This is a genomic window from Gordonia bronchialis DSM 43247, from assembly GCF_000024785.1.
GTDB classification, from domain to species: domain Bacteria; phylum Actinomycetota; class Actinomycetes; order Mycobacteriales; family Mycobacteriaceae; genus Gordonia; species Gordonia bronchialis.
In genome coordinates this window covers 3,587,092-3,610,648 of record NC_013441.1, presented here as the reverse complement: position 1 = coordinate 3,610,648, position 23,557 = coordinate 3,587,092, and the positions used below count along the sequence as shown (strand labels likewise).

At 67.9% G+C, this 23,557-nt stretch carries 19 protein-coding genes and 3 pseudogenes; 10 read left to right on the top strand and 12 right to left on the bottom strand.

The features are described from left to right. The first annotated feature begins 31 nt into the window (after positions 1-31). Together GBRO_RS16825 and GBRO_RS16820 are read left to right on the top strand one after the other, a co-directional pair. Positions 32-1,918, top strand: coding sequence for a multicopper oxidase family protein (locus GBRO_RS16825; protein ID WP_012835098.1), 1,887 nt, complete (start codon positions 32-34; stop codon positions 1,916-1,918). 52 nt (positions 1,919-1,970) lie between these two features. Further along, positions 1,971-3,223 (top strand): annotated as a pseudogene (locus GBRO_RS16820) (MFS transporter). A 4-nt stretch (positions 3,224-3,227) separates the two neighbouring features. On the opposite strand, the gene GBRO_RS16815 reads toward GBRO_RS16820, so the two are convergent. Beyond that, the gene (locus GBRO_RS16815) at positions 3,228-3,818 is read right to left on the bottom strand and encodes a TetR/AcrR family transcriptional regulator (RefSeq protein WP_012835095.1); all 591 of its coding nucleotides are present in this window, start codon (positions 3,816-3,818) and stop codon (positions 3,228-3,230) included. A gap of 136 nt (positions 3,819-3,954) precedes the next feature. Here GBRO_RS16815 and GBRO_RS16810 point away from each other — a divergent pair, with 136 nt between their 5' ends. After that, positions 3,955-5,049 carry an oxygenase MpaB family protein gene (locus tag GBRO_RS16810; RefSeq protein ID WP_012835094.1) on the top strand — a complete coding sequence of 365 codons (1,095 nt, stop codon included), beginning with the start codon at positions 3,955-3,957 and terminating at the stop codon, positions 5,047-5,049. 16 nt (positions 5,050-5,065) lie between these two features. Here the strand turns inward: GBRO_RS16810 and GBRO_RS16805 are convergent, their stop codons facing one another. Next, a complete protein-coding gene (locus GBRO_RS16805; RefSeq protein ID WP_041920627.1) occupies positions 5,066-5,773 on the bottom strand; it encodes a hypothetical protein in 708 nt (235 codons plus the stop codon). Positions 5,774-5,808: 35 nt separating this feature from the next. Here GBRO_RS16805 and GBRO_RS16800 point away from each other — a divergent pair, with 35 nt between their 5' ends. Continuing rightward, positions 5,809-5,991, top strand: coding sequence for a hypothetical protein (locus GBRO_RS16800; protein WP_012835092.1), 183 nt, complete (start codon positions 5,809-5,811; stop codon positions 5,989-5,991). Continuing rightward, complete coding sequence (locus GBRO_RS16795) at positions 5,988-7,037, top strand: PHP domain-containing protein (protein WP_012835091.1); 1,050 nt, start codon at positions 5,988-5,990, stop codon at positions 7,035-7,037. The genes GBRO_RS16800 and GBRO_RS16795 overlap by 4 nt, the downstream gene beginning before the upstream one ends. Positions 7,038-7,043: 6 nt before the next feature. Here GBRO_RS16795 and GBRO_RS16790 read toward each other — a convergent pair whose 3' ends face one another. The 4 genes from GBRO_RS16790 to GBRO_RS27560 form a co-directional block, all read right to left on the bottom strand. Next, positions 7,044-8,528 carry a pyridoxal phosphate-dependent decarboxylase family protein gene (locus GBRO_RS16790; RefSeq protein WP_012835090.1) on the bottom strand — a complete coding sequence of 495 codons (1,485 nt, stop codon included), beginning with the start codon at positions 8,526-8,528 and terminating at the stop codon, positions 7,044-7,046. Beyond that, positions 8,525-9,898 (bottom strand): MFS transporter, encoded by a 1,374-nt coding sequence (locus GBRO_RS16785; protein ID WP_012835089.1) that lies wholly within the window; start codon positions 9,896-9,898, stop codon positions 8,525-8,527. Before GBRO_RS16785 ends, GBRO_RS16790 begins: the two co-directional genes overlap by 4 nt. Before the next feature lie 17 nt (positions 9,899-9,915). After that, on the bottom strand, positions 9,916-11,349 hold the full coding sequence (locus GBRO_RS16780; RefSeq protein WP_012835088.1) for an amidohydrolase family protein: 1,434 nt from the start codon (positions 11,347-11,349) through the stop codon (positions 9,916-9,918). 164 nt (positions 11,350-11,513) lie between these two features. After that, positions 11,514-11,861, bottom strand: coding sequence for a hypothetical protein (locus GBRO_RS27560; RefSeq protein ID WP_267615866.1), 348 nt, complete (start codon positions 11,859-11,861; stop codon positions 11,514-11,516). A gap of 177 nt (positions 11,862-12,038) precedes the next feature. Between GBRO_RS27560 and GBRO_RS16770 the strand changes: the two genes are divergently transcribed. Both GBRO_RS16770 and GBRO_RS16765 read left to right on the top strand, forming a co-directional pair. Further along, positions 12,039-12,476: a hypothetical protein gene (locus GBRO_RS16770; protein WP_012835086.1), complete on the top strand. Its 438-nt coding sequence runs from the start codon at positions 12,039-12,041 to the stop codon at positions 12,474-12,476. Positions 12,477-12,583: 107 nt separating this feature from the next. Next, positions 12,584-14,117: pseudogene (locus GBRO_RS16765) on the top strand (phospholipase C). A gap of 16 nt (positions 14,118-14,133) precedes the next feature. On the opposite strand, the gene GBRO_RS16760 reads toward GBRO_RS16765, so the two are convergent. Then, positions 14,134-14,670 (bottom strand): acyl-CoA thioesterase, encoded by a 537-nt coding sequence (locus GBRO_RS16760; RefSeq protein WP_012835085.1) that lies wholly within the window; start codon positions 14,668-14,670, stop codon positions 14,134-14,136. 128 nt (positions 14,671-14,798) lie between these two features. Here GBRO_RS16760 and GBRO_RS16755 point away from each other — a divergent pair. After that, positions 14,799-16,032 (top strand): annotated as a pseudogene (locus tag GBRO_RS16755) (cation:proton antiporter). Between the two features lie 94 nt (positions 16,033-16,126). Here GBRO_RS16755 and GBRO_RS16750 read toward each other — a convergent pair. Both GBRO_RS16750 and GBRO_RS16745 read right to left on the bottom strand, forming a co-directional pair. Next, the gene (locus GBRO_RS16750) at positions 16,127-16,447 is read right to left on the bottom strand and encodes a transglycosylase family protein (RefSeq protein WP_012835084.1); all 321 of its coding nucleotides are present in this window, start codon (positions 16,445-16,447) and stop codon (positions 16,127-16,129) included. A 325-nt stretch (positions 16,448-16,772) separates the two neighbouring features. After that, positions 16,773-18,095 (bottom strand): cytochrome P450, encoded by a 1,323-nt coding sequence (locus GBRO_RS16745; RefSeq protein ID WP_012835083.1) that lies wholly within the window; start codon positions 18,093-18,095, stop codon positions 16,773-16,775. A gap of 132 nt (positions 18,096-18,227) precedes the next feature. Between GBRO_RS16745 and GBRO_RS16740 the strand changes: the two genes are divergently transcribed. Next, positions 18,228-18,869, top strand: a complete 642-nt coding sequence (locus GBRO_RS16740) for a TetR/AcrR family transcriptional regulator (protein ID WP_012835082.1) — start codon at positions 18,228-18,230, stop codon at positions 18,867-18,869. Positions 18,870-18,893: 24 nt separating this feature from the next. Here the strand turns inward: GBRO_RS16740 and GBRO_RS16735 are convergent, their stop codons facing one another. Further along, positions 18,894-19,088 (bottom strand): YbdD/YjiX family protein, encoded by a 195-nt coding sequence (locus GBRO_RS16735; RefSeq protein ID WP_012835081.1) that lies wholly within the window; start codon positions 19,086-19,088, stop codon positions 18,894-18,896. Then, positions 19,085-21,382 (bottom strand): carbon starvation CstA family protein, encoded by a 2,298-nt coding sequence (locus GBRO_RS16730; protein WP_012835080.1) that lies wholly within the window; start codon positions 21,380-21,382, stop codon positions 19,085-19,087. The genes GBRO_RS16735 and GBRO_RS16730 overlap by 4 nt, the downstream gene beginning before the upstream one ends. Positions 21,383-21,543: 161 nt before the next feature. On the opposite strand from GBRO_RS16730, the gene GBRO_RS16725 reads away from it, so the two are divergent. Next, on the top strand, positions 21,544-22,353 hold the full coding sequence (locus tag GBRO_RS16725) for an enoyl-CoA hydratase (RefSeq protein WP_012835079.1): 810 nt from the start codon (positions 21,544-21,546) through the stop codon (positions 22,351-22,353). 64 nt (positions 22,354-22,417) lie between these two features. Here GBRO_RS16725 and GBRO_RS16720 read toward each other — a convergent pair whose 3' ends face one another. Continuing rightward, the gene (locus GBRO_RS16720; RefSeq protein ID WP_012835078.1) at positions 22,418-23,551 is read right to left on the bottom strand and encodes an acyl-CoA dehydrogenase family protein; all 1,134 of its coding nucleotides are present in this window, start codon (positions 23,549-23,551) and stop codon (positions 22,418-22,420) included. Positions 23,552-23,557: the final 6 nt, after the last annotated feature.

The following is a 23,557-nucleotide window of genomic DNA, read 5'->3' as shown; positions in this document are numbered from 1 at the left end:
CGACGCACGCCGCCCGCGGATGGTTGGTCAGATGAGCGAACAGACGGGGTCCGACGCGGACCGGGGACTGCGCAGTGCACTCACCCGACGCGCGCTGCTGCAGGCAACCGGGGCCGCCGGGGTGCTGGCGGTGGTCCCGGGTGCAGCATCGGCTGTGCCGCAGCCATATTCGCCTCCGCTCAACCACGAGCAGCCGATGGTTCCCGGTATTCCGTTCTTCACCTACCGCTCGCCGCCGCTGACGCGCGTCGTCGACGAACTGCCGCGTCTCCCGCGGATCGAGTCCCCGCGACGACTGGTGGCGGCCGGCGCGCTGCACCGCTTCCATCGTGATCTCGACCCCGCGCCGAGCGTCGGATTCGGCGGGCTGCCCCACCACGGGCCGACGATCGAGACCCGTGCCGGCGAGCAGCCGCAGATCACCTTCGTCAACCAGATGCGCACCCATCCCATGGCCATCGACGTGGACCCGTCGCTGCACGGGGTGTCCGAACTCGACCGGCACCGCCCACCGCTGGTGCTTCATCTGCACGTTGCGCCGAATCATCCTGCCCAAGACGGGTTTCCGACGTCGCCGTTCCGGTTGGGCAGGTCGGTGACCTATCCATTCACCAATCCGCCGCATGCGGCTCCGCTCTGGTATCACGACCATTCGATGGGTACCACGCGGCTGTCGATCTATGCCGGGCTGACCGGGCATTACCACGTGCGTGACGAGTGGGACACCGGCGAGCCGGGCAACCCACTCGGTCTTCCGGCCGGCGAGTACGAGACCGCACTCATCATGTGCGACAAGCTGTTCTATCCCAACGGGCACCTGCGCTACGACAACACACCCACCGTCGCACCGGGCCACTGGTCGGGCGGTATGTGCGGTGACACGATGGTCGTCAACGGAAAAGCCTGGCCGCGGATGAGTGTCGACCGCGGCCTCTACCGGTTCCGGGTGCTGAGTGCGAGTCAGCTCAACGACTACCGCCTCGCGCTCTCCGATGGCTCTCCGTTCTGGGTCATCGGCTCCGACGGCGGACTGCTGGACGCGCCGATTCTCGTGCGGGCGCTGAACGTGGGGGCTGCCGAGCGTTACGACATCCTCGTCGACTTCGGCGCCAAGGCGGCGGGGGAGCGGGTGGAGCTGATCAACACGATGCCGATCTCGTGGGCCGGACAGGTCAACGGCGCCACCATGATCCGGTCGGTCATGCGCTTCGACGTCGGCCCGCGCCGGGGCCGTTACCGCCACGTGCCGCAGCGCCTGCGGGGTGGACCGGCCCGGCCGGCGGTCCTGCCGCCACGACACACCGGCCACGACCGGCACCGTGTGGCCACACTCAACGTGACGCTCAATCCCCGGAATCTGTCGTGGCTGAGCGTGCTCACGATGAACCTGAACAACGTCGGGTTCCACACCCGCGACTTCGAGCACGCCGAACAGGGCACCACCGAATGCTGGGATCTGGTGAACGCCGACGCCACCATGCAGGCCCACGCGATGCATCTGCACCTCGTGCAGTTCCGCGTCGTGGGCCGCTGGGATTTCGACAAGGTGCGCTATCTCGCCGAGAACCCGCCACCGCTGTTCGGCACACGCTGGACGCCGGACCCCGACCGGTACCGAACGAGCCCCATGTTCGCCCCCGCCCCTTACGAATTCGGCTGGAAGGACACGGTGCGGTGCCCGCCCAATCAGGTCACCCGCATCGTCGTTCGATGGCCGCGGGCCGATGAGATCGGGTTCGACCCGGACGTTGTGTTCACCGGTCTCAACGGGGAGAAGCTGCAGGGATACGTGTGGCACTGCCACCTCACCGACCATGAGGACAACGAGATGATGCAGCGTATCCGGGTGGTGCGGCCGGGAGCCGGTCACGGCCCCGAGGTCCCCGCGCCGGGTTCCCACGACCACGACCATCATTGAGCCCGGCGCGGCGCCGTGAGCGGTGACACCACCCGTCTGCGACGATGTCGCCATGACCTCCGCACAGCGACCGGCCACCATCGCGGCCGGCACTGTCGTCGCGCTCGGTGCGCTCTACTTCGCGCAGGGGCTGCCGTACGGCTTCTTCACCGGGACCGTGCCCGTGGTGTTGCGCCGCTCGGGATACTCGTTGACCGAGATCAGTGCGACCGGCGTGCTGTTCGGGCCGTGGGCGCTCAAGTTCATCTGGGCTCCCTTCGTCGACCGGCACGGCACCCGCCGACAGTGGCTGATCGTCCTGCAACTCGCCTCGGTGGTGGTCGCTCTGGGGATGGCGATGCTCGACCTCTCGTCGACGATGACATGGTTGTTCATCGGGATCGCGGTGATCAACCTGCTCTCGGCGACGCAGGATGTCGCGACCGACGGCCTTGCCGTGCAATTGCTGTCCGGGGCACAACGCGGGCTGGGCAACGGGATTCAGGTCGGGGCCTACCGGATCGGGATGATCGTCGGCGGTGGCGGACTGCTCTGGCTGTTCTCGCTGGCCGGATGGCGAGTCCTGTTCATCGCGATGGCGATCCTGCTCCTGGCGGCCACGATCCCGGTGTGGTGGCTACGCGGGCTGACCTCGATCCGCGGTTCACGCCGACCGCAACCCACGTCGTCGGGTCGGCCGGCGTGGTGGGCCCGGCTACGCCGGCCCGGGATGCTGGTGTTCATCGTGCTGGTCGGGGGATTCAAGTTCGGCGACTCCATGGGATCGGCGGTGGTCGGCCCGTTCATGGTCGACGAGGGACTCACGGACGGCCAGATCGCGCTGATCAAAGGTGCGTTGAGTTCGCTGGGGGCGCTGGGTGGGGCCTAGGCGGCTGGCTGGCCTACCGGTTCGGTCGGCGCCGAGCACTGCTCATCGGTGGTGTCACCCAGACGGCGAGTATCGGCCTGTATCTGCTGGCGGCGTCGGGAGCCGGTGGTCTCGGCCTCATCGTGGCGGCCGCATTGTCCGAGCACCTCCTCGGCGGTGCGGCCACCGTGGCGGTCTTCACGCTCATGATGGATGCCGCCGAACGCGACCACGCCGGCGCCGACTACACATTGCTGGCGTGCGCTGTGGTGGTGGTGCAGGGGATCGCGGGCGTCGCCGGCGGCATTGTCGGTGATCTGGCGGGCTATCCGGTGCTGTTCGCGTCGAGCCTGGTCCTGTCTGGCATCGGATGTGCCGCACTGATTCTCGCGATCGATCGGGGCGTGGGACCGACCGGGGTCCGGGAACTGGCCAGGGTGCGCCCGCCGGCCGCCTGAGCAGTCAGTCGAGCAGCAGGCGCAGCGCGACGTCGACCACCGCGTCGAGATCGTCGCCGAGATTGCCGGCCAACCATTGCTGGGCGAGTTCGGCCATCGCTCCGGTGAACAGGGCGGCCCGCACGCTGCTGGTCATCGGATCGGCCTCATGGAGCCGATTCTCGGCCAGGGCGAGTTCCCGCAACAGATCCTGGGTCTGCGCACGGCGCTGTGCCAGTACCGGATTCGCGCGGGCCTCGGTGAACAGGATGCGGCCGCGGCGGGGATCGGCCGACCCGAACTCCAGGACGCCGCGGATGCCGGCGCGGGTGCGCGAGCGGACCGTCCCGTCGCCCGAGCTGGTCTGGCGTTCGATCTCGACAGCCAACTCGGCGGCGGTCTCGTCGTACACCGCGCCGAGCAACTCGTCGGTGTCGCGGAAACTCTCGTAGAAATAGCGCGAGTTGAACCCGCATGCGCGGCAGACCGAGCGGACCGAGAGGGCCGACACGCCCGAGGTGCCGAAGAGGTCGAAGGCCGCTCTGATGAGCGCGGTGCGGCGCTCGGCACGACGATCGGCCATCCGGACCCCGGCCCACCTGGAGGTACTGGGCACCGCCGCATCGGCTCTCGACGACATCGTCCCAGCATACGGCTCATCCGGCACGCCACCAACAAAGTCTGGCCACGGGTGTACCCAAAACGGTACTCTGGAGACACCCGTCACCAGGAGGTGTCCGATGTCGTTGACCATGCCGGTCGTGAGAATCCCGTCCCCCCGGCTTCCCGTGTCCCATATACCCGCGCCCCGAATTCCCGGACCCCGAATCCAGCTGCCGTTCGACCTGCCGCATCAGTACATCGGCAAGTGGCTCAACGACAAGTTCGACGAGCACGTGAAATCCAAGTTCTTCCGCGGGATGAGCTTCGACGACCCGGTCGGCGATCCGGGCTGGTTCGGCCCGGACTCGGCGACCTGGTACGTGCATTCCCACACGCCCGCACTCATCTTCGGGCTGCAGTGCGCGTCGTACATGGAACGTCTGGACCCGAGCATCTTCTGGATGGGCATGCATCATTCGCGCCTGGTGGCCAAGACGCCGGTGGATGGTTCGGGCCGGATCGAGACGATGGGGCGGATCGACCCGGCGGGGGCCAATGTCCGCCTGGGCCATTCGCTGGCCTTCTTCATCGGCACCGCTTATGGCACCACCGACACCGCCGATCGTCTGGCCCGCACGGTGCGGGCCATGCATCACACCATCAAAGGTGTTCGGCCCGACGGACTTCCCTATGACGCCGACGATCCGCACTGGTTGCGCTGGAACTACGCCACCGTCGTCTGGGGTATTGCCACCGCCCACGAGATCTATCACCCGAGGCCGTTGCGCGGCGACGATCTGGACTGCTACTACGGCGAATTCGTCCGCGTCGGACACGCTCTGGGCGGTACCGATCTCCCCGCCACCAAGGCCGAGACACTCGAATGTCTCGAAGGTTACCTCCCGCGCCTGGCGCTCACCCACGGCAGCGCGATGGCCACCGGCGCCAATCTCACCAATCCCGCTCAGGCCGCGGTCGATTGGGCCATCCGCGACACCATGCCGTGGTGGGCCGCCCAGCTGGTTCAGTACCGGCCACCGAACCCGGTGGAACGACGAGCCCGGCGCAGTGCGGTGTGGAGTGCGATCAACGGTCTGCACGCGAGTATGGGTGAGGCACCCGAATTCACTGCGGCCAGAAGACGTGTGGCCGATGGTACGTCCGTGCCGCATACGCTGCCGTCGTACGTGCTCGGAAGCGACCCGCACCGCAGTCGCGCCGAGGTCGAGTCGACGATGGCCTGACCCGGGCGACCCGCGGTCACCGGTGCACGGCGACCTCGTCGCCGAGCCGGAACGGTGCAGCCAGCGGAAGGCGATCACCGCTCCAGAACCGGCCCGGGTCAAACCAATTCGATTCCTTGTCGGCGTCGAGCAGGCCCATCTCGGTGTAGGTGATCGCCACGACCTCCGCGCAGTAGGCGGCTTCCAGACCCACCTGTTCGCGTTCGGCGCCGGCCTTGCGGGCGCGCCGTTCGCGGGCCTTGCGGTCGAGATACGGGATACCGCGTACCACATCGACGCTGGTCGGAATCCGGCCTCGAAACCAGCGGGCGGCGAGCCGCGCGGTGGACGGAAACGGCGTCCCGTCCAGGCGGGCGATCACGCGCAGCAGATCGTCCTCCGCGGCCGCGGACACCTCCGGCGTCAGCTGCCGGATCCAGCAACGTTGCTCGTAACGGATCATCCACTGCTCCAGCGCCTCTCGGGCGTCGTGTAACTGAACGCCGCGATGATTGGAGCCGGTCCACACGTCGGTGAGCCGATCGCCGAGTTCGGCGTGCCAGAGCAGCGGCGGCAGGTCATCGAGCCCGACCGTCATCGCCACATGATTGACCGGCGAGTTGGTGAGCGTCCGGATGGCCCGGTCGGGACCCGAATGTCCGCGGAACAGCCAGATGTCGCCGGTCCGCGTCGCGTCGAGGGCTTCGTCGAGCGTGATACCGGCCGAATCGCGGGTGGGATGCACGGATGCAGCGTAGTCCACCGGGATAGGCTCGGTACATGCGCAACGTGTGGAAATGGCTGGGACTCGCCGGCGCGGTCGGGGTCGCCACCGGAGGAGCCCTGGTGGTGCGCGATCAGCGACAACGCAACGCCTACACCGCCGACGACGTCCGCGAGCGGCTGCATCGACGATACGAATCCGCCGGCAGCACATCCGAGGAGCACAGGACGCAGGAATGAAGCCCCTCGACCCGCTCACCGCGCCGGTCGACCCGGTGACGGCGCTGACGCGGATCGCGTGGCTGCTCGAACGAGCACGGGAAAGTACCTATCGGGTGGAGGCATTCCGACGCGCCGCCGCGGTGGCCGCGGCGATGGACCCGGAACTACTGCGGCAGCGGGCGCGTGCCGGCTCGCTGACCGACGTGCGCGGGATCGGGGACAAGACGGCGCGCGTCATCGTCGAGGCCGACGCCGGTGACCTGCCGTCCTACCTGGCGGTCCTGCAGTCCGACGCCAAGCCCGTGACCGAACGTGGGCAGGGTATCTACACCGCGCTCCGCGGTGACCTCCATGCGCACACCGATTGGAGTGACGGTGGCGCGCCGCTATGGGAGATGGCTTCTGCCGCAGCTGCGTTCGGACAGGACTGGCTGGCGATCACCGATCATTCGCCACGGCTGACGATCGCGAACGGACTCAGTGCCCAACGACTCGAACAGCAGATCGCCGACATCGGGGCCCTCGACGACCAACTCGACGAGCTACGGCTCTTGACCGGCATCGAGGTCGACATCCTCGACGACGGTTCCCTCGATCAGTCCGACGAGATGCTGGACCGGCTCGACATCGTGACCGCGTCGGTGCATTCGAAACTGAAGATGGAGCCGGGCCCGATGACGGCGAGAATGACTGCGGCGGTGAGTGATCCGCGCGTCAACGTGCTCGGTCACTGCACCGGCCGACGAGTGCTGAGCGGTCGCGGGGCGCGGGCGCAATCCCGGTTCGACGCCAGGCGGGTCTTCGAGGCCTGTGCCGAACACGACACCGCTGTCGAGATCAACTCGCGGCCGGAACGGGTCGATCCGCCCGACGATCTCATCGAGCTGGCCCGCGACATCGGCTGCCTGTTCGCCATCGACTCCGATGCCCACGCCCCGGGGCAACTCGAGTTCAAGGTGCTCGGTGCCGAACGCGCCGAACAGTTCGGGATCCCACCCGAACGGATTGTGACCACGTGGTCGGCGGAGCGGGTACTGGACTGGGCGGCGGGCCGAGAAGCCTGATGCCGTTCACGGATTGGTGAACCGGGCGAGGAACTCGGTCAGCATCCGGGCGGTCACCGCTCGCGGCAGCGTCGCCACCGCCGCCATGATCGTCGACATGTCCAGCTCGCCGGTGTGATCGGCCGGGTCGATCCCGGCCGCGACCAGCGCGGCGCCCACCTCGTCACTGCTCAGTGCCGCGACGTCGGCCACCGTCACCGCACCGGAATCGAACGCGGCGGCCAACTCGGCCAATGCCGTGGGCGGTGGAGCCGCCGGCACACCGCGTACCTCGTCGGCCGCGGCCCGGCACGCGCCGAGGAGTTCGTCAGCGACCGTGGCGGTCACCGGTGTCATCGTCAGGTGTGTGGTCGGTGGCAGCGCGGTCCCGTCGGGCTGGACGAAGGCCGGCTGCATCTGCAGGGCGAAACCGCGACGGGCCACCGCGGCGGCCCATCGGTGCGGATCCACCGCGTCACCGCCACCCGGATCGGCGGCCACCGCGAACACCGGTCCCGTCGGCGCACCCAGGACGCGCAGACCGTCGATGGCGGCGATGGCGGCACCGATGCGTTCGGTCACCGCCCGCGTGGTGTGTACGAGGGACGCAAAGCCTTCGGTACCAAGGTATTCGGTGATGGCCCACGACGACGCCACCCCCGCGGCCGAGCGCGAGCCGAGCAGTGTGGGATTCACCACCGGGTAGCCCGGCCAGTCGGTGGTCGCGAAGTACTGGGCGCGATGCCGGTCGGCATCGGCATGCAACAGCAGCGACGCACCCTTGGGTGTGTACCCGTACTTGTGCAGGTCGGCCGACAGACTGGTCACGCCCGGAACCCGGAAGTCGAAGGGCTCGGTGTCCGCGCCCCACCACGGCAGGGCGAAACCGCCGAGGCACGCGTCGACGTGCAGCGCGATACCGGCGTCGAGGGCGACCCGACCGAAGACCTCGATGGGATCGATGCATCCGGTCGGATAGTTCGGGGCGGAGGCCACCAGCAGGAAGGTGTCGTCGCAGACGGCGGCGGCCACCGATTCCGCTGTGGGCGTGGTGGTGTGTGGGTCGACGCTGAGCCGGATGAGCCGGACACCGAGCAACTCGGCCGCTTTGAGAAAAGCGGCGTGCGCGGTGGTCGGCACCACCATCGAACCGCTACCGGGGGCATAACCGGCGTGGTCGCGGGCCGCCCGCACTGCCAGGAGACAACTCTCGGTGCCGCCGGAGGTCACCGTACCCACCGCGTCGGGAGCGTGAAAGACGCTGCGGCCAAAGGTGATCAGATCTGATTCCAGTGCCGCGACGGAACGGAAGACGGTGGGATCGAGGCCGTTCACGGGTTGCACGCGCGCGATGGCGGCTGCGGCGAGTTCATCGAGTTCGGCCCGTCCCGAATCGTAGACGTAGGACAGCACGCGGCCGCCGTGCGTGGGGGCGTCTTGCTCACGCAACGTGTCGAGTGCGCGCAGGATGTCGCCGGGTGTCCGTCCCGAACTCGTCTTCGCCACCGTCACAAGGCCTTCCGTGCGCCGGCCCGGATCGTCCGCATCAGCAGCAGTGATGACGCGACGAGTGCGGCCGGGACCAGCGAGAATCCCACCACCACGCCCACCAGCGCCGATCCTGGTTGATCAGCCGCCACCTCACCCGCCGATGACACGAACCCGGTGGCCGCGAGGATCAGCAGATACACCGCGGGCCCGAGTGCCAGTCCGACTGTCTCACACGCGGTCCACAGGCCGGACATGGCACCGCCCCGGTCGGAGCCCACACGCTGCGCGTGCTCGTCGATCACGTCGGGCAACAGGGCCAGTGGGAAGGTCTGCATTCCGGCGTAACCGACGCCGGCCAGGGCCACCGCCGCGAACACCCACCATCCCGGACCCCAGGCGGCGCCGATGGCGCCGGCCGCACCCACGATGAACAGACACGACGCCACGGTGAGTCCGGTCTCCTTGCCCCGTGACCGGCCCAGACGTGACCACAGCGGCATCACCACGATCGCCGGGGCCACCAGCGCCACGAAGAAGACGGTGAGCACGGTCGCGTCGTCGAAGATGTAGGTCGCCATGTACGGGGCGCCGGCGAGCATGATGGCGCTGGCGAGCGCCTGGATCACGTAGATCACCAACAGGTTCCGGAACCGCGGCGTCTCTCGAATCGCCGCCAGCGCGTCCCGGTGACCGCCCGACGACGGGCGCGCAGTCACCTGCCGGGAACGGCGTGCCGCACCGAATCCGGTGACGAGCATTCCGCCCGCGATCACCGCGACGGCGGCGATTGCCATCGCGAGGTACCCGACGGCACCTCCCACCGCGTCGCGGATCGCGGGACCGCCCGCCCCGATGACCAGGATCGTGGCGGCCAGCACCACGATGCGGGTGGCCACGAGCCGGGTCCGTTCGTGATAGTCGGGGGTGAGTTCGGCGGGCAGCGCGACGAACGGTACCTGGAACAAGCTGTAGGCCACCGCGCTGAGCGAGAAGAAGATCAGTACCCATGCGGCGGCGACGGGCATGGGCAGCGCGGTGGGGGCGGCGAAGGTGAGGATGAACAGGGGCACGAGGGCCATCGCGCCCGCGATCATGCCGGCACTGCGGGTTCCGCTGTGCGCCAACGCCTGATCGCTGCGCGCGCCGATGATCGGATTGATGGCGACGTCGATGATCTTCGGGATCAGGACCACGATCGCGGCCAGCACGGCCGGAACCGCGAGGGTGTCGGTCAGGTAGTAGGCGAGTACGAGTCCGGGCAGTACGCCGAAACCGCCGGTCCCGACGCTGCCCGCCGCGTACGACGCCACGGTCGCGGTGGGCAGCCGCGCCGGCGACGCGCCGTCGGCGGATGACTGCCGACCCGTCCCGGTCATGTCCCTGCCCGCCACGGACGTCCCTCCTGTCGTCATCGGGTCGGACCCCGGTAGGCCTCGACGCGGGCGAACATCCGCACGTAGGCCTCGGCCGCCCGGAACAGGTCCGACATCAACTGCGGACCGTCGGGTCCCGCTTGAATCCGTAGGCTTTCGATCCAATCAGGCAGCAGGCCGTAATGGGCCGTTCCGTCCCGATTGACGTCGAAGACGCGTGTGCCGGTGACCTGCCGGCCGATTCGGGTGTGTCCGTCGGCGCCGGTGAACGGGTAGCGGACCGGATTGCTCGACGCGGAGGGTCGTGGATGCGCCTGCTTTCCGAGTCCGCCCATATCGGGCCCGAATCCGACACCGAAGAAGAAGCGTGGATCACGTTGGTCACGAAGGTTTTTCCATGCCGAGATGAAATCGGGTGGCATGTCGCCGTGGCGGCCGACCTCGCCGGCCTCGGCCTCGGCCGGCGTGGCGAACAGACCGACGATCCCACCGGCGGCCAGGATGCGACGGTAGTTGCTCTTGTCGGTCCAGGTGTGCGACGACACCACCCCCGGATACCCTTGGCGGGCAACGATGTCGAGGACGGACGTCGCGGACTTCACACTCAGGTGGTCGACATCGATCACCATCCGGCGGGCGATGATGCCGCGCACCGTGTACGCGCCGAGTTCGGTCAGGCCGTACACATTGCAGACGCCCCGCCGATAGCCCACGACCGGATTGTCGTGCTGATGCGTCGGACACGGTTCGACGGTCCACGGATGTCCGGTGGACAGCAACTGGCCCGCGTTGAGCGCGACACCCGTGGCGCCCTGATCGAAACGCGTTCCGCCGAGCGCGTTGTCGAACTTGTGCGTCAGGATGACCTGCCGGATACCCATCCGGTTCAGCTCATCGAGACCGCGATCGATGGCGCCACGGTCGCAGCGCGGCCGGCCGTCGACGGACCGGCAGCCGAACGGCTCGGACACCTCGATACCGAGGGTGACGGCGAGTTTCCCCTGCGCGATGACCCGTCGCGCGTCGGCGGCGGTGGCGACGATGCGCAGAAAACCCCGACCCGGTCCGCCGGCCTGTGCGTCGATGTAGTCCTGCAGTCCGAGGAGCATGCGGTGCTGGATGCGGATCGACGTCATCTCGTCACACGGCTGATCGCGGAGCGGATAGTTCTCGCACAGCACACGGTTCTGGACGTAGTAGTTCTGGATCATCCGCAGACCCGAGCGCCACGCGCGTTCGATCCACCGGTAGTAGGTCTGCTCGTGGGTCAGGGAATCCCACCGCGGCCAGTCCCGGAAGGTGGGCCAACCCACGGTGTCGTGCGGGCCGGGACGACTCAAAACCTGTTCGGAGACGGCGAGCACCCCGGCGGGCCCGTGGTCGGGGCAGTCGCGCAGTGCAACGTCCACCCCGAGCGGACTGTACGGCGCGCCGCAGTGCAGTTCGCCACCGAGAAACTGCTCGGCCATGAGATGGGCGTGCGCGTCGACGCAGCCGCGCAGGTTGCCGTCGGGCCCGGTTCCGGTGAACGGTGCGCCGACGACCCCGAGTTCGGCGTCGGGGAACGGCCGGCACCCACGGGCAGGGGTGACGCGGACGCCGACCAGGGTGCGCGGCCGCGGCGAGGCGGAGATCAGGGTGACGCCGGACGCACCGACCAGATCGCGGGGATCGTCGGGGTCCTCACGAGGGTCGGCGGGCCCGACGGGGTGGCCGTCAGCAGCCGGGCGTCACGCCCGTAGAACAGGAAACGACCACCGCCGGCGGCGCGCACCGAGAACGGCGCACTCGCGTCGCCGAGGGGCCTGCCGTCGGGCAGATGCAGCGACACACACGTGCCCGCGAGGGCGTCGATGCGCTCGCGTGTCGTCGGCGCCGCGGCCGCCGGTGACCAGGTCGCCGACGTGACGACGGCGGCGAGGACCGACAGCACACATGCCACCGCTGTGACGACCCCGGCACCACGAACCCCCGTATGCACGCGGGGAAGAATGCCAGACATTCCTCGCGGTTGCCGGGTTTCTCCCAGGCTGGGTGCAAATACGACACCCGCGCCGAATGGGTGGACGGTGCAGGTGGGCGGTGGTGGGTGGCGCACAACCCGCATTGTGGGGACACTGGGTTCAGCGGTATCCGAGCACGACAGACAGGTAGACCGATGGCAGACAACAGTGGCAGTCCCGGCGGGGGTCCGTTCAACTTCGGGCCGGAGGATTTCGACCGATTCGCACGGGAGGCGTCCGACGGTCTGCGCGACGTGTTCGGCAAGCTCTTCGAGGGACAGGCGGGCGCGGGTGCGTGGTCGGCGCTCTTCGACGACGGTCGCACCCGCACGCGGCGCCGAGCCGAACCGGAAACCACCGGCGACACCGGCTCGGGAGTATGGGCGGTTTTCGTCATCGACGACGACGGTGGCGCCCGGGTGGAACAGGTCTTCGCGACGGAGCTCGACGCCCTGCGCGCCAATCAGGCCAACACCGATCCGGCACGCCGCGTGCGATTCCTGCCGTACGGCATCGCGGTGAGCGCCCTCGACACCCCCGTCGCCAAGACGGACGAGGGCGAGACCGACAAGGGCGAAACAGACACGCACTAGTGCTCTGACACGAGCCGGCGGTGTTCGGCACGTGCGAGCGGCCCGCTAACCGTAGGATGACTCGCGCCGGCGGTGCGCTGCACCGGGGTGGAGCGGGAGGTCGCGTCGTGTCGCAGGGGTTGTTCGCGGGGTTGTCCCGCCGTGAGTTCATCGCCCGGTCAGTGCCGCGGGCGGCGGTGCGCTGTTGACGTCCTGGGCTGCGCCGATCATCGACAAGGCCTACGCGTCGGCCGACCCCGCGGGTACCGGATCGCTCGCCGACATCGAGCACATCGTCCTGTTCATGCAGGAGAACCGGTCCTTCGATCACTACTTCGGAACCTATTCCGGCGTCCGGGGTTTCGGCGAGGAGTCGCCGGCGTTCAAGCAGTACGGGTGGGCGCCCGGCAAGGGCCCGACCCGCAGCGGGTACACCCTGCCGTTCCGGCTCGACACCCGCCACGACGCCAACCTCGACGGGGACTGCATCAACGACCCCGACCACTCCTGGGCGGGCATGCACGCCGCCTGGAATCACGGCCGCAACGACGGATGGCTGCCCATGTCGGTGCGCTCGGTGGGCCCGGCCAACGCGCCCGCCTGATGGGGTACTACGAGCGCGCCGACATCCCCGTGCACCGGTCACTGGCAGAAGCGTTCACACTGTGCGACAACTACCGTTGCTCGGTGCTCGGGCCCACCGATCCCAACCGGCTGTACTGGATGAGCGCATCTATCGACCCGGACGGTCACCACGGTGGACCCCTGCTCGAAACACCAACGCTGATACCGAAGTTCGTGTACTCGTGGCGAACCATGCCGGAGAATCTGCGCGACGCCGGGGTGAGCTGGAAGATCTACAACAACCGCGACATCGGTCCGGTCTCGTCGGTGATCCTGGACGGGATGATGGGGTGCTTCCGGCAGGCGCGCGACCCGCGGTCGGAACTGGCGAGGCGCGGCATCGACCCGGTCTACCCGCAGGGATTCGCCGCCGACGTCAAAGCTGACCGCCTGCCCAAGGTGTCCTGGGTCATCCCGTCGGCCATCACCTGTGAACACCCGGCGCTGCCGGCGGCACTCGGGGCCGTCGGGGTGGTCCAACTCCTCGACATCCTCACGTCCAATCCCGCGGTGTGGGGGAAGACCGCGCTGATCATCAGCTACGACGAGAACGGCGGCTTCTTCGACCACGTGACGCCACCGACGGCGCCGCCGGGAACCGCGGGGGAGTACGTGAGTGTCCCCAATATCAACGCGGTGAAGTCGTCCAAGGGAATTCGCGGGCCGATCGGCCTCGGTTATCGTGTGCCGTGTTTCGTCATCTCGCCCTACAGCCGCGGCGGTCTGGTGGCATCGGAGACCTTTGACCACACGTCGCAGTTGAGGTTGATCGAGAAGCGGTTCGGGGTCGAGGTCCCCAACCTGACACCGTGGCGCCGGCGCGTCGTCGGTGATATGTCCTCGGCCTTCGATTTCGCGCGGCGGCCGAATGCGGCTCGTCCGCGATTCGGCGATCCGGTTCCGGCCGCGAAGAATTCGCTCCTGGTCTGTGGACCCAACGTGGCCACCGGGACGCTCGGTCACGGGGTGCCGTATCCGGTTCCGCCGAACCGGATGCCGCGCCAGCAGCCGGGATCGCGGCGATCGCCGAGCGGCTGATTCCGCGCCGCCGTGCTCAGCGTGCCGATCGCAGTGCATTCCGGCGTTCTTGCGCCTGTTGGTAGCGCCGCACCTCGATGTCGTTGCGCGGCAACAATTGCGGTACCGGATGTGGTTTGCCGTCGTCGTCGGTGGCGACCATCGTGAAATAGCAGCTGTTGGTGTGGCGGCGCACGCCGGTGTGGATGTTCTCGGTCTCCACCCGAATGCCCACCTCCATCGAGGTGCGACCGGTGTAGTTGATCGACGCCGACAGGATGAGCAGTTCACCGACCCGGATCGGTTCGCGGAAGATGACCCGGTCCACCGACAACGTCACCGCGTAGCGCCGCGAATAGCGGCTCGCGCACGCGTACGCGACCTGATCGAGCAGTTTGAGCAGAGTGCCACCGTGGACATTGCCGGCGAAGTTCGCCATGTCCGGTGTCATCAGAAGCGACATGGACAAAGTGGTGCGATCGGCCTCGGTGGACGGGACCGCCCCGTCCTCGGTGGTGGCAGCTGCCGTCTCGTCGGTGGTGTCGGTCGTGTCGGTGGTGTCAGTGGTGTCCATGGCGCCCGCGCTCCTGACGTTTCGCCCCCTCGATCGGGACCGATGATAGGCACAACGCCGACGAGCGCGCCCGACTTTTGCGTCCAGGACGGGCTGTCGGTACCCGTCGGTCATGTCAGGATGACCCCATGACGGTGCTGGCCGAGGCGACTGCGGCGACGGCCGACGGCGCGGCGATCGAATCCCTCTTCTGGATCGCACTCGTCGCGGTGCTCTCACCCGTCACGGCCCGGCTCACGCGTGGCTACGTGCCCGACACGGTTCTGCTTCTGGTGGCCGGGATGGTGATCGGACCGCATCTTTTGGGATGGGCGTCGGGCGACGGGCTCTCGATCCTCAAGGAACTCGGGCTCGGCATGCTGTTCCTGTTGGCCGGTTTCGAGCTCGACGTTCGGCTGCTCGGGGGTCGCCCCGCCCGGGTTGCCGGTCTCACGTGGCTGGTGAGTCTGGCACTCGCAACGGGATTCGTCGCGCTGTTGGTCTCCGGGGCAGAGATCACGACGGTCGCGGGGTGGCCATCGCGATGACCTCCACCGCGCTGGGCACTCTGCTGCCGATCATCAAACAGCTCGGTTTGCTGAACCGGCCGCTCGGTCGGGCGGTGATGGCGAACGGTGCGGTGGGGGAGTTGGGCCCGATTCTGGCGATGTCGCTGCTGTTGACCAGCCGCAGCATCGGGGCGGCCGTGGTGGTGCTGATTCTGTTCGGGCTTGCTGCGGTGGTCACAGCGTTGGTGCCGGCACGTCTGATCCGACGCATCCCGTTCCTGGGTGAATCGCTGACCGAGATGAACGGCGGGACCTTCCAGCTCCCGGTCCGCGTGGTGTTCCTGCTGCTGGTGGCGCTGATGGCGGTGGCCGCGGTGTTCGACCTGGACGTGGTGCTGGGGGCGTTCGCGGCCGGGATCATCCTGCGACGCCTGATCGGTGAGCGCGGCCCAGAGATGTCCGAGTCGCTGGAGGTGATCGGCTTCGGGGTGTTCATCCCGATTTCTTCGTCATGTCCGGCATGGCCATCGACGTGCATGCGGTCCTCGCCAAACCCGGGACCTGGGCCGGTTTCGTTCTCGCCATCGCGCTCGCGCGCGGCGTACCCGTGTGGTTGAGCGAACGATTCGTCACCCACGGCGCGAATCTGGCGTCCCCGCGCGAGCGGGTGCAACTGGCGCTCTATTGTGCCACCGGATTGCCGATCATCGTCGCCGTCACCGATGTCGCGGTTCGGGGGAACCTGCTCGACGCCGAACTCGCGTCCACGATGGTTGCCGCCGGTGCCACCACGGTCTTGCTGTTCCCGCTACTGGCCCGCGTCGTCGGGTCCGGCGCGGCATCTCCATCCGCTGCCGGGGATCGCACCCGCTGAAGCGACGACAGCCGGTGCACCGCGGGCTGGCGGTGCACCGGCTGGTGTCAATCCGAGGTGGTCGTCCTCAGTGCTGTGCTCGTGCGAGCAATGCTCAGAGGTACTGGCCGCAGACGGGCCATGCGCCCGGTCCCTGGGTGGCGAGAACGTTCTCGGCCACCCGGATCTGCTCCTCACGCGATGCGTTGCTGGCGGATCCACTACCACCGTTGGCTTCCCAGGTGCTCTGGGTGAACTGCAGGCCACCGTAGTAGCCGTTGCCGGTGTTGATGGCCCAGTTGCCGCCGCTCTCGCACTGGGCGACGGCGTCCCAGTTGTGGGTGTCCGCCGAGGCGGTGGTGGCCAGCAGGCCGAACGGGGCAGCGGTCAGCGCGCCGACGACGGCAGCGCGAGCGACGAGTTTCGTCATGCTCATGGTCTTCGTTCCTCCTATCTCCACCCGGCGGGTGCCGGGCAATCGATCTTCGGACCGAGGGCGACGCTAGCGATTGGTAACGGAAAGGTCACGTCGCATCCGTGACCTGGGCCGAATTTGTAACGCTGTGATAACGCTGGCAGGTTTCGGCGAATCGCCTGCGCACGGCGGCGTGTCGGGCCGTTGACTCGCGGTCATGCGGGGGATGCGTCAGATGACGAAGGTCACACCGAGAATGTGCGGTGCGTCACGTGAAAGTCGGGCCGAGTCCGGCTTTGCGACCGTGCCGGGGCTTGCGAGAAGGTGCGTCGACGGCGCGACCGGGTCAGCGGCGCCGGACGGCGATGCGACCGCCCCGGCGCGGGGCGTAGGCGACTCCGCGGGAATGCCAGCGTTCCGAGCGTGCGGTGGTCGGTTCGACCACGAGCTCACGCATCACCGTGCGCAGCACCACCTCCATCTCCATCGTGGCGAACGCGGCGCCGATGCACCGGCGCGTCCCGCCGCCGAAGGGCAGCCAGGCGGCCGACGGTGTGGCGTCGATGAACCGGCTCGGATCAAAGCGTTCCGGATCGGTGAACACCCGGCTGTCGTCGTGCAGCAGGGAGATGGCGACGATGACGTTGCGACCACGCGGGATGCGCCACGGACCGAGTTCGAGCGCGTCGGCGACCACGTGCCGACCGGCCAGATCGATGACCGGCCGGGAACGCTGCACCTCGGAGATGACGGCATGCCGCCATTGGCTGCCACCCTCGTCGACCTCGGCCACCAGGCGGTCGAGTGCGCCGGGATTGCGGGAGAGTCGCTCGAAGGCCCACGCCAGTGTGGTGGCCGTGGTCTCGTGCCCGGCGGCGAGCAGGGTGAGCAACTCGTCGGCGATGTCGGCGTCGGACATCGGGGAACCGTCGTCGTAGCGGCTGCTCACCAGGAGGGCGAGGATGTCGTCCCGGTCGGCGAGATTCGCGTCGTCGCGTGAGCGGGCGATGAGGTCACCGATGACGCGCTGATACTCCGTCCGGCGGATGGCGAGCCGGTGATAGGGATCGACACGTCGCAGCACCGGGGGCAGCGGCGGTAGGGTCGCAGCCCGCGATCCGGCTTCCACAAGCGGTGGGATGATGCGGCGCAGATCGTCGAGATCGGTTCCGGCAGCGCCGAATACGGCACGCAGGATCACGTTGAGCGTGATCCGCATCATCGGCTCGAGAGTGGCGAACGTGCGGTCCGTCGGCCAGGTCGAGATCTCGGCGAGGGTCTCCTCCTCGATGATCGACTCGTATGTCCGGATCCGTTTGCCGTGTAGGGGAGGCGTGAGCAGCTTGCGGCGCAGCCGGTGCTGATTGCCCTCGAGAGAGAACACCGAACCGTCGCCGAGAACGCGGCCGAGGTTGGGTTGCACGTTGTGCACCTTGTCGCCCGCGGTGAACAACTGCTTGGCCAGTGTCGGATCGGAGATGATCACGCAAGATCCGAAGATCGGGAGGTCGAGGGAGAAGGTGTCGCCGAGGCGGCGCTGCCAGAAGCGCAGCACGCGGCGTCGGGAGGCGATGAATCCGACGCCGGCGATCGCCTTGGGGAGCCGGACCGCCGGCGGCGCGGCGGTGGGCGGGGTCTGCGGACCGGCCGTCGATGTGCTGGTGGTCATCGGGTGCTCTCCTCGTGGCGGGGCGCGAGACACGCGGTGCGACGGGCGCTCGGGGACCGCGCACCTGGTACATGGCTGTACCAGGGACGGTACGCTCATGTACCACCGCAGACAAGGCCTTATCCTCGAGGCATGTCGAGTATCGAGTCAGCCGCCGCGCCGCTGGATCTGGCGACGGATGGGTCGGTCCGTGGCCGGCTTCTCGACGCAATGCTCACCTGCATCGGCGATCGCGGGTACCGCGACTCCACCGTCGCCGACGTCGTGCGGGTGGCGCGGACGTCGCGTCGAACGTTCTATCAGGAGTTCGACGACAAACAGGACTGCTTCGTCGAACTCCTCCGCGTGGCCAACGAGGCGACGATCCGCCACATCGTCGACAGGATCGACGCGGCGGCCCCCTGGCGGACGCAGATCCGTCAGGCGGTGACCGCCTACGCGGCGATCAACGACAGCCGGCGCGCCTTGACCCTCAGCTGGATTCGGGACCTACCGGCGCTGGGTGCCGCGGCGACGCCGACGTCTTCGGTGCAGCAGATGAAGGCCGAGGCCATGGAATCGTGGATCACGCTGTTCACCGACATCACCTCGACCGAGGTGATGCTGGCCGCCGGTATCACGCCGATGTCGCGCGAGATCGCCGTCGTTCTCTGGGGCGGCATCCGGGAGTTGACGGCCAACGCGGTGGAGGCCGGCCAACCGCTTGCCGCCATCGTCGAACCGGCGGTCACGGCATGCGTCGCGCTTGTTCGTGCCGAGCGTGAGAGTGCCTGAGTAGCAACAGGATTTGCAGCCCGATCAGCAGCATCGTCCCTGTGGCGACCGATCCTGCGCGGCGTGCCGGGTGCGCCAGTACTCCCGCTCGGACATCGGCGGATCGTCGGGATGGTGACGACGATGATGCTCGAGGTAGTACTGGTAGTGCCGGTCACCCATCAGATCGCCGATGTAGCGCCCGATTCCGGCGACGTGCCGGCGCACATTGAGGCTCATCCGGATTCTCCGGCGGCGGACTCGGCGTGCGGATCGGCACCTCGGGTTCGTTCCCGCGCATGATGAGCGGCCCACTCCTTCTCGATGGCACGCTCCGCGGGAGTCTCGATGAGACCGCTCGGTGCGAAGATCCGCGACGGAACGGGCTCGTCCTCGGTGGTCGGTAGCCCACCGGCACGAATCGACTTGACACAGAGTGCGGCACCGGCGATCGCGACGATCAGGACGAGCACCGCGAACACGATCGACAGGGTTCCCTGCACAAACGTGTTACGGATGACGGCGTCGATCTCATCGGCGTTCTTGGCGGTCTTGAAAGTGGTGAGTCCCTGATCACGGGCATCCACGAAATCGCTGTGCTGTGCCCAGTAGCCGATCGAGGGGTTGGCCGAGAAGATCTTCTGCCACGACGCCGTCATCGTCACGATCAGATCCCAGACGAGAGGTACGGCCGGTATCCAGATCCATTTGTAGAGCGTCTTTTTCACCATGATGACGGTGACAACGGTGAGGGCCACCGCGGCGAGCAACTGATTGGCGATGCCGAACAGCGGGAACAACGTGTTGATGCCGCCGAGCGGATCAGTGACACCCATCAGCAGGATGGAACCCCAGGCGGCCACCACGATCACGGTGCACAGCCACGCCCCCGGGCGCCAGGACGGATCCTTGAATCGCTTGGCCCCGGGCAGGTTACCGAGACCGTCGGAGAGCATGAATCGGGCCACCCGGGTCCCGGCGTCGACCGTGGTGAGGATGAACAGCGCCTCGAACATGATCGCAAAGTGATACCAGAAGGCGCGCAACGACTCTCCGCCGATCGCCTGCTGCAGAGTGTCCGCCATGCCCATCGCGAGGGTCGGGGCACCACCGGTCTTGGACACGATGCTGGCCTCACCGACACCCTGTGCGGCCTGCTCGAAGTGTTCGGCGGTGATGGGTTCACCCGACACGCCGAGACCGTTCACGTAGTCGGCGGCCCCCTGCGCGGTGCCCTGGGTGAGGTTCTTGGGGGCGTTCATGCCGAAGTAGACGTGCTGATCGAGAATGCACGCGGTGATCAGCGCCATGATCGCCACGGACGACTCGGTGAGCATGCCGCCATAACCGATGATCCGCGCCTGTCCCTCCTTGGCCAGGAGTTTGGGCGTGGTGCCCGAGGAGATGAGCGCGTGAAAACCGGACAGGGCACCGCAGGCGATGGTGATGAACAGGAAGGGGAACAGCGCCCCGGAGAACGCCGGACCCTTGCCGTTCCACGCGAATTCGCTGACCGCGGGAGCCTTCATCACGGGCTGCACGATGAGGATGCCGATCGCCAGCAGCGCGATGGTGCCCACCTTCATGAAGGTGGACAGATAGTCGCGCGGGGCGAGCAGCAGCCACACCGGCAGGATCGCCGCGGCGACGCCGTAGAGGATGATGCACCAGCTGAGCACCACCGGGGACAGACTGAACCAGTCGTGGCCCCACGAGGATTCGCCGACGTATCGGCCGGCGACGATCGCCGCCAGCAGCAGGACCACGCCGATCGCCGAGATCTCGCTGACCCGGCCGGGACGGAGAAAACGGAGATAGACGCCCATGAACAACGCGATGGGGATGGTCATGGCGATCGAGAAGACGCCCCATGGGCTGTCCGCGAGCGCGTTGACCACCACCAGGGCGAGGACCGCGATCAGGATGATCATGATGACGAAGACGGCGACGATCGCGGCCGTCCCACCGATTGCTCCGAGTTCGTCGCGGGCCATCTGGCCCAGGCTGCGGCCGCGTCGTCGCATCGAGATCGACAATACGAGGTAGTCCTGCACACAGCCGGCGAGGACGGCGCCGATGATGATCCAGATGGTGCCCGGCAGATAGCCCATCTGCGCGGCGAGCACCGGCCCCACCAGCGGGCCGGCGCCGGCGATCGCGGCGAAGTGATGACCGAACAGCACGCGCCGGTCGGTCGGCATGTAGTCCTGCGCGTTGTCGAGCACCTCGGCCGGCGTCGCATGGTCGTCGCGCGGCTGCACGATCTTCATCTCGATCAGCCGCGCATAGAAGCGGTAGGCGATCACATAGGTGCAGATCGCGGCGACCACGAACCAGACCGCGTTGACCGACTCGCCCCGGACGAAGGCGACGATCGCCCAGGCAACCGCACCGATGAGAGCGACGACCGCGAAGATGATCTTCTTGGTCAACGTCATCGGGCTGCGATCGATGATGGCGACCGGGGGCAGGTCGGGATCGGTGCTGACGTAAGAGATGTCGGCGCTGTCCGGTCGCTTGGTGGTGACGGTCATACGCGGTGGCCTTTCGTCGCTTGTGGTCGTCGAGTGGCCCGCGTCACTCTACTCCCGTCGCCGTCGGATGCGGTCGGGATGGGGTGCACGGAATCGGCCACGCGGGCCCGCCGGGTGGGCCACAGTGGGATAACGGCCGACATCCACTGGAAGGACTCGCGATGAGTGACAGCGAAGCGGGCGACACGGCGAACGGCGAACGTGCGGCGGTTGAGTCGGTGGTCGACGGCCCGCTGGGCGTCATCACGCTGACGCAGGCCCGGCGGCGTAACCCGCTGTCCTCGGCGGTCATGCGCGAGATCTCCGCGGCGCTGACCGGATTCGACGACGATCCCGCGGTGCGGGTGGTGATCATCCGCGCGCTGGGACCCGCGTTCTCCGCGGGACACGACCTGACCGAACTCGTCGACCGCACCCTCGACGACGAGAAGGCCGTCTTCGACACCTGTGTCGAGATGATGCGGACCGTCCACCGCATCCGGCAACCCGTGATCGCGGAGGTGGCGGGTATGGCGTTCGCGGCCGGATGCCAGTTGGTGGCCACCTGTGATCTCGCAATCGCCGGTCGCTCAGCGCGGTTCAGCACACCCGGGGTGCGGATCGGGCTCTTCTGCTCGACTCCGATGGTCGCCCTGACCCGCGCGATCGGCCGCAAGCGGGCCATGCACATGCTGCTCACCGGCGATCCCATCGATGCCGAGACCGCCGCGGACTGGGGACTGATCGGCAGCGTCGTCGACGACGACGAGCTGGAATCGACCGTGCGCGAACTGGCCACCCGGATCGCATCGTCGAGCGCGTCGACGGTGTCGATCGGTAAGCAGGCCTTCTACCGGCAGATCGAGCTCGACGAGGATGCCGCGTACGACCTCATGTCGGACACCATGGCGACCAATGCGGTGACCTGCGACGCCCAGGAGGGAATCGGGGCGTTCCTCGCGAAACGAGAGCCGGTGTGGCTGGACAGGTGAGCCCGGGCGTTGCCCATTGACTCGCCAGGCGAGTCAACGGGCAACCTCAGCGGGCAACCTCAGCTCAGGAAGACGCCGCGAACCTCGCGAGATGTGCGTCGGCGGTACCGAACTCGTATTCGACGGCGGTGAGGCGCTTGAAGTAATGCCCGATGGCCAGTTCCTCGGTCATGCCCATGCCGCCGTGCAACTGCACCGCGTTCTGGCCGATGAAGCGGGCCGCGCGGGAAATGGTGGCCTTCGCGGCAGAGACCGCAGCCGCACGTTCGGCGGGCGCGTCGTCGAGCGACAGGATCGCGAAATACTGTGCCGCGACCGACTGTTCGAGCTCGAGGTGCATGTCGACCATGCGGTGCTGCAGCGCCTGGAAACTGCCGATCGGCACGCCGAACTGCTGTCGCTGTTTGGCGTACTCGACGGTGTCGGTGAAGACCTTGCGCATCAGGCCGACGGCCTCGGAGACCACCGCGGCGGTCGCCTCGTCCCAGGCGCGTTCGAGAAGGTCGATGGCGCTCTCGGCGATCAGCGCGTCGGCGGGTACCCGGACATCGGTGAACACCAGGTCGGCGGCCACCCGATCGTCGATGGTGCGCAACGGATGTGAGGTGAGGCCGGCCGGGGCGTTGTCGCCGAGTTCGAGTAGGAACAGCGAGACACCGGCGGGGTCATCGGGTTCGCCCGCGGTGCGTGCGCTGACGATCAGGTAGTCGGCGATCGGTGCGGAGGTGACGACGGCCTTGGTGCCGTTGATGACCCAGCCGTCGCCGTCGCGGTCGGCGCTCGTGGCGATGCGGGAGAGTACGCCTCCGGAGGAATCCTCCAGTGCGGCAAGGGCACTCACGGCCTCGCCGGCAGCGATCCGCCGGGCCGCGGCCAGGGCGGGCTCGGCGCCGGTGGCGTGCAACAGGCGTGCGCCGAGGACCACCGAGTCGACGAACGGTTCGACGACGAGGGCATGGCCCAACGCCTCGGTCACCACCATCAGCTCTTCGGGTCCGCCGTCGTCGCCACCCACGGCCTCGGGCAGGCAGGCCCCGATGACGCCGAGTTCGTCGGCGAGTGCACGCCAGATCTCGGGCTGCCATCCGGCTCCGACCTTGACCGCCTCACGGCTGGCCTGCAGGTCGTAGCGGGCGTCGAGGAACTTGCCCAGCCCGTCGGCGAGGAGTTGCTGCTCGGGTGTCAGTGTGAAGTCCATCAGTCT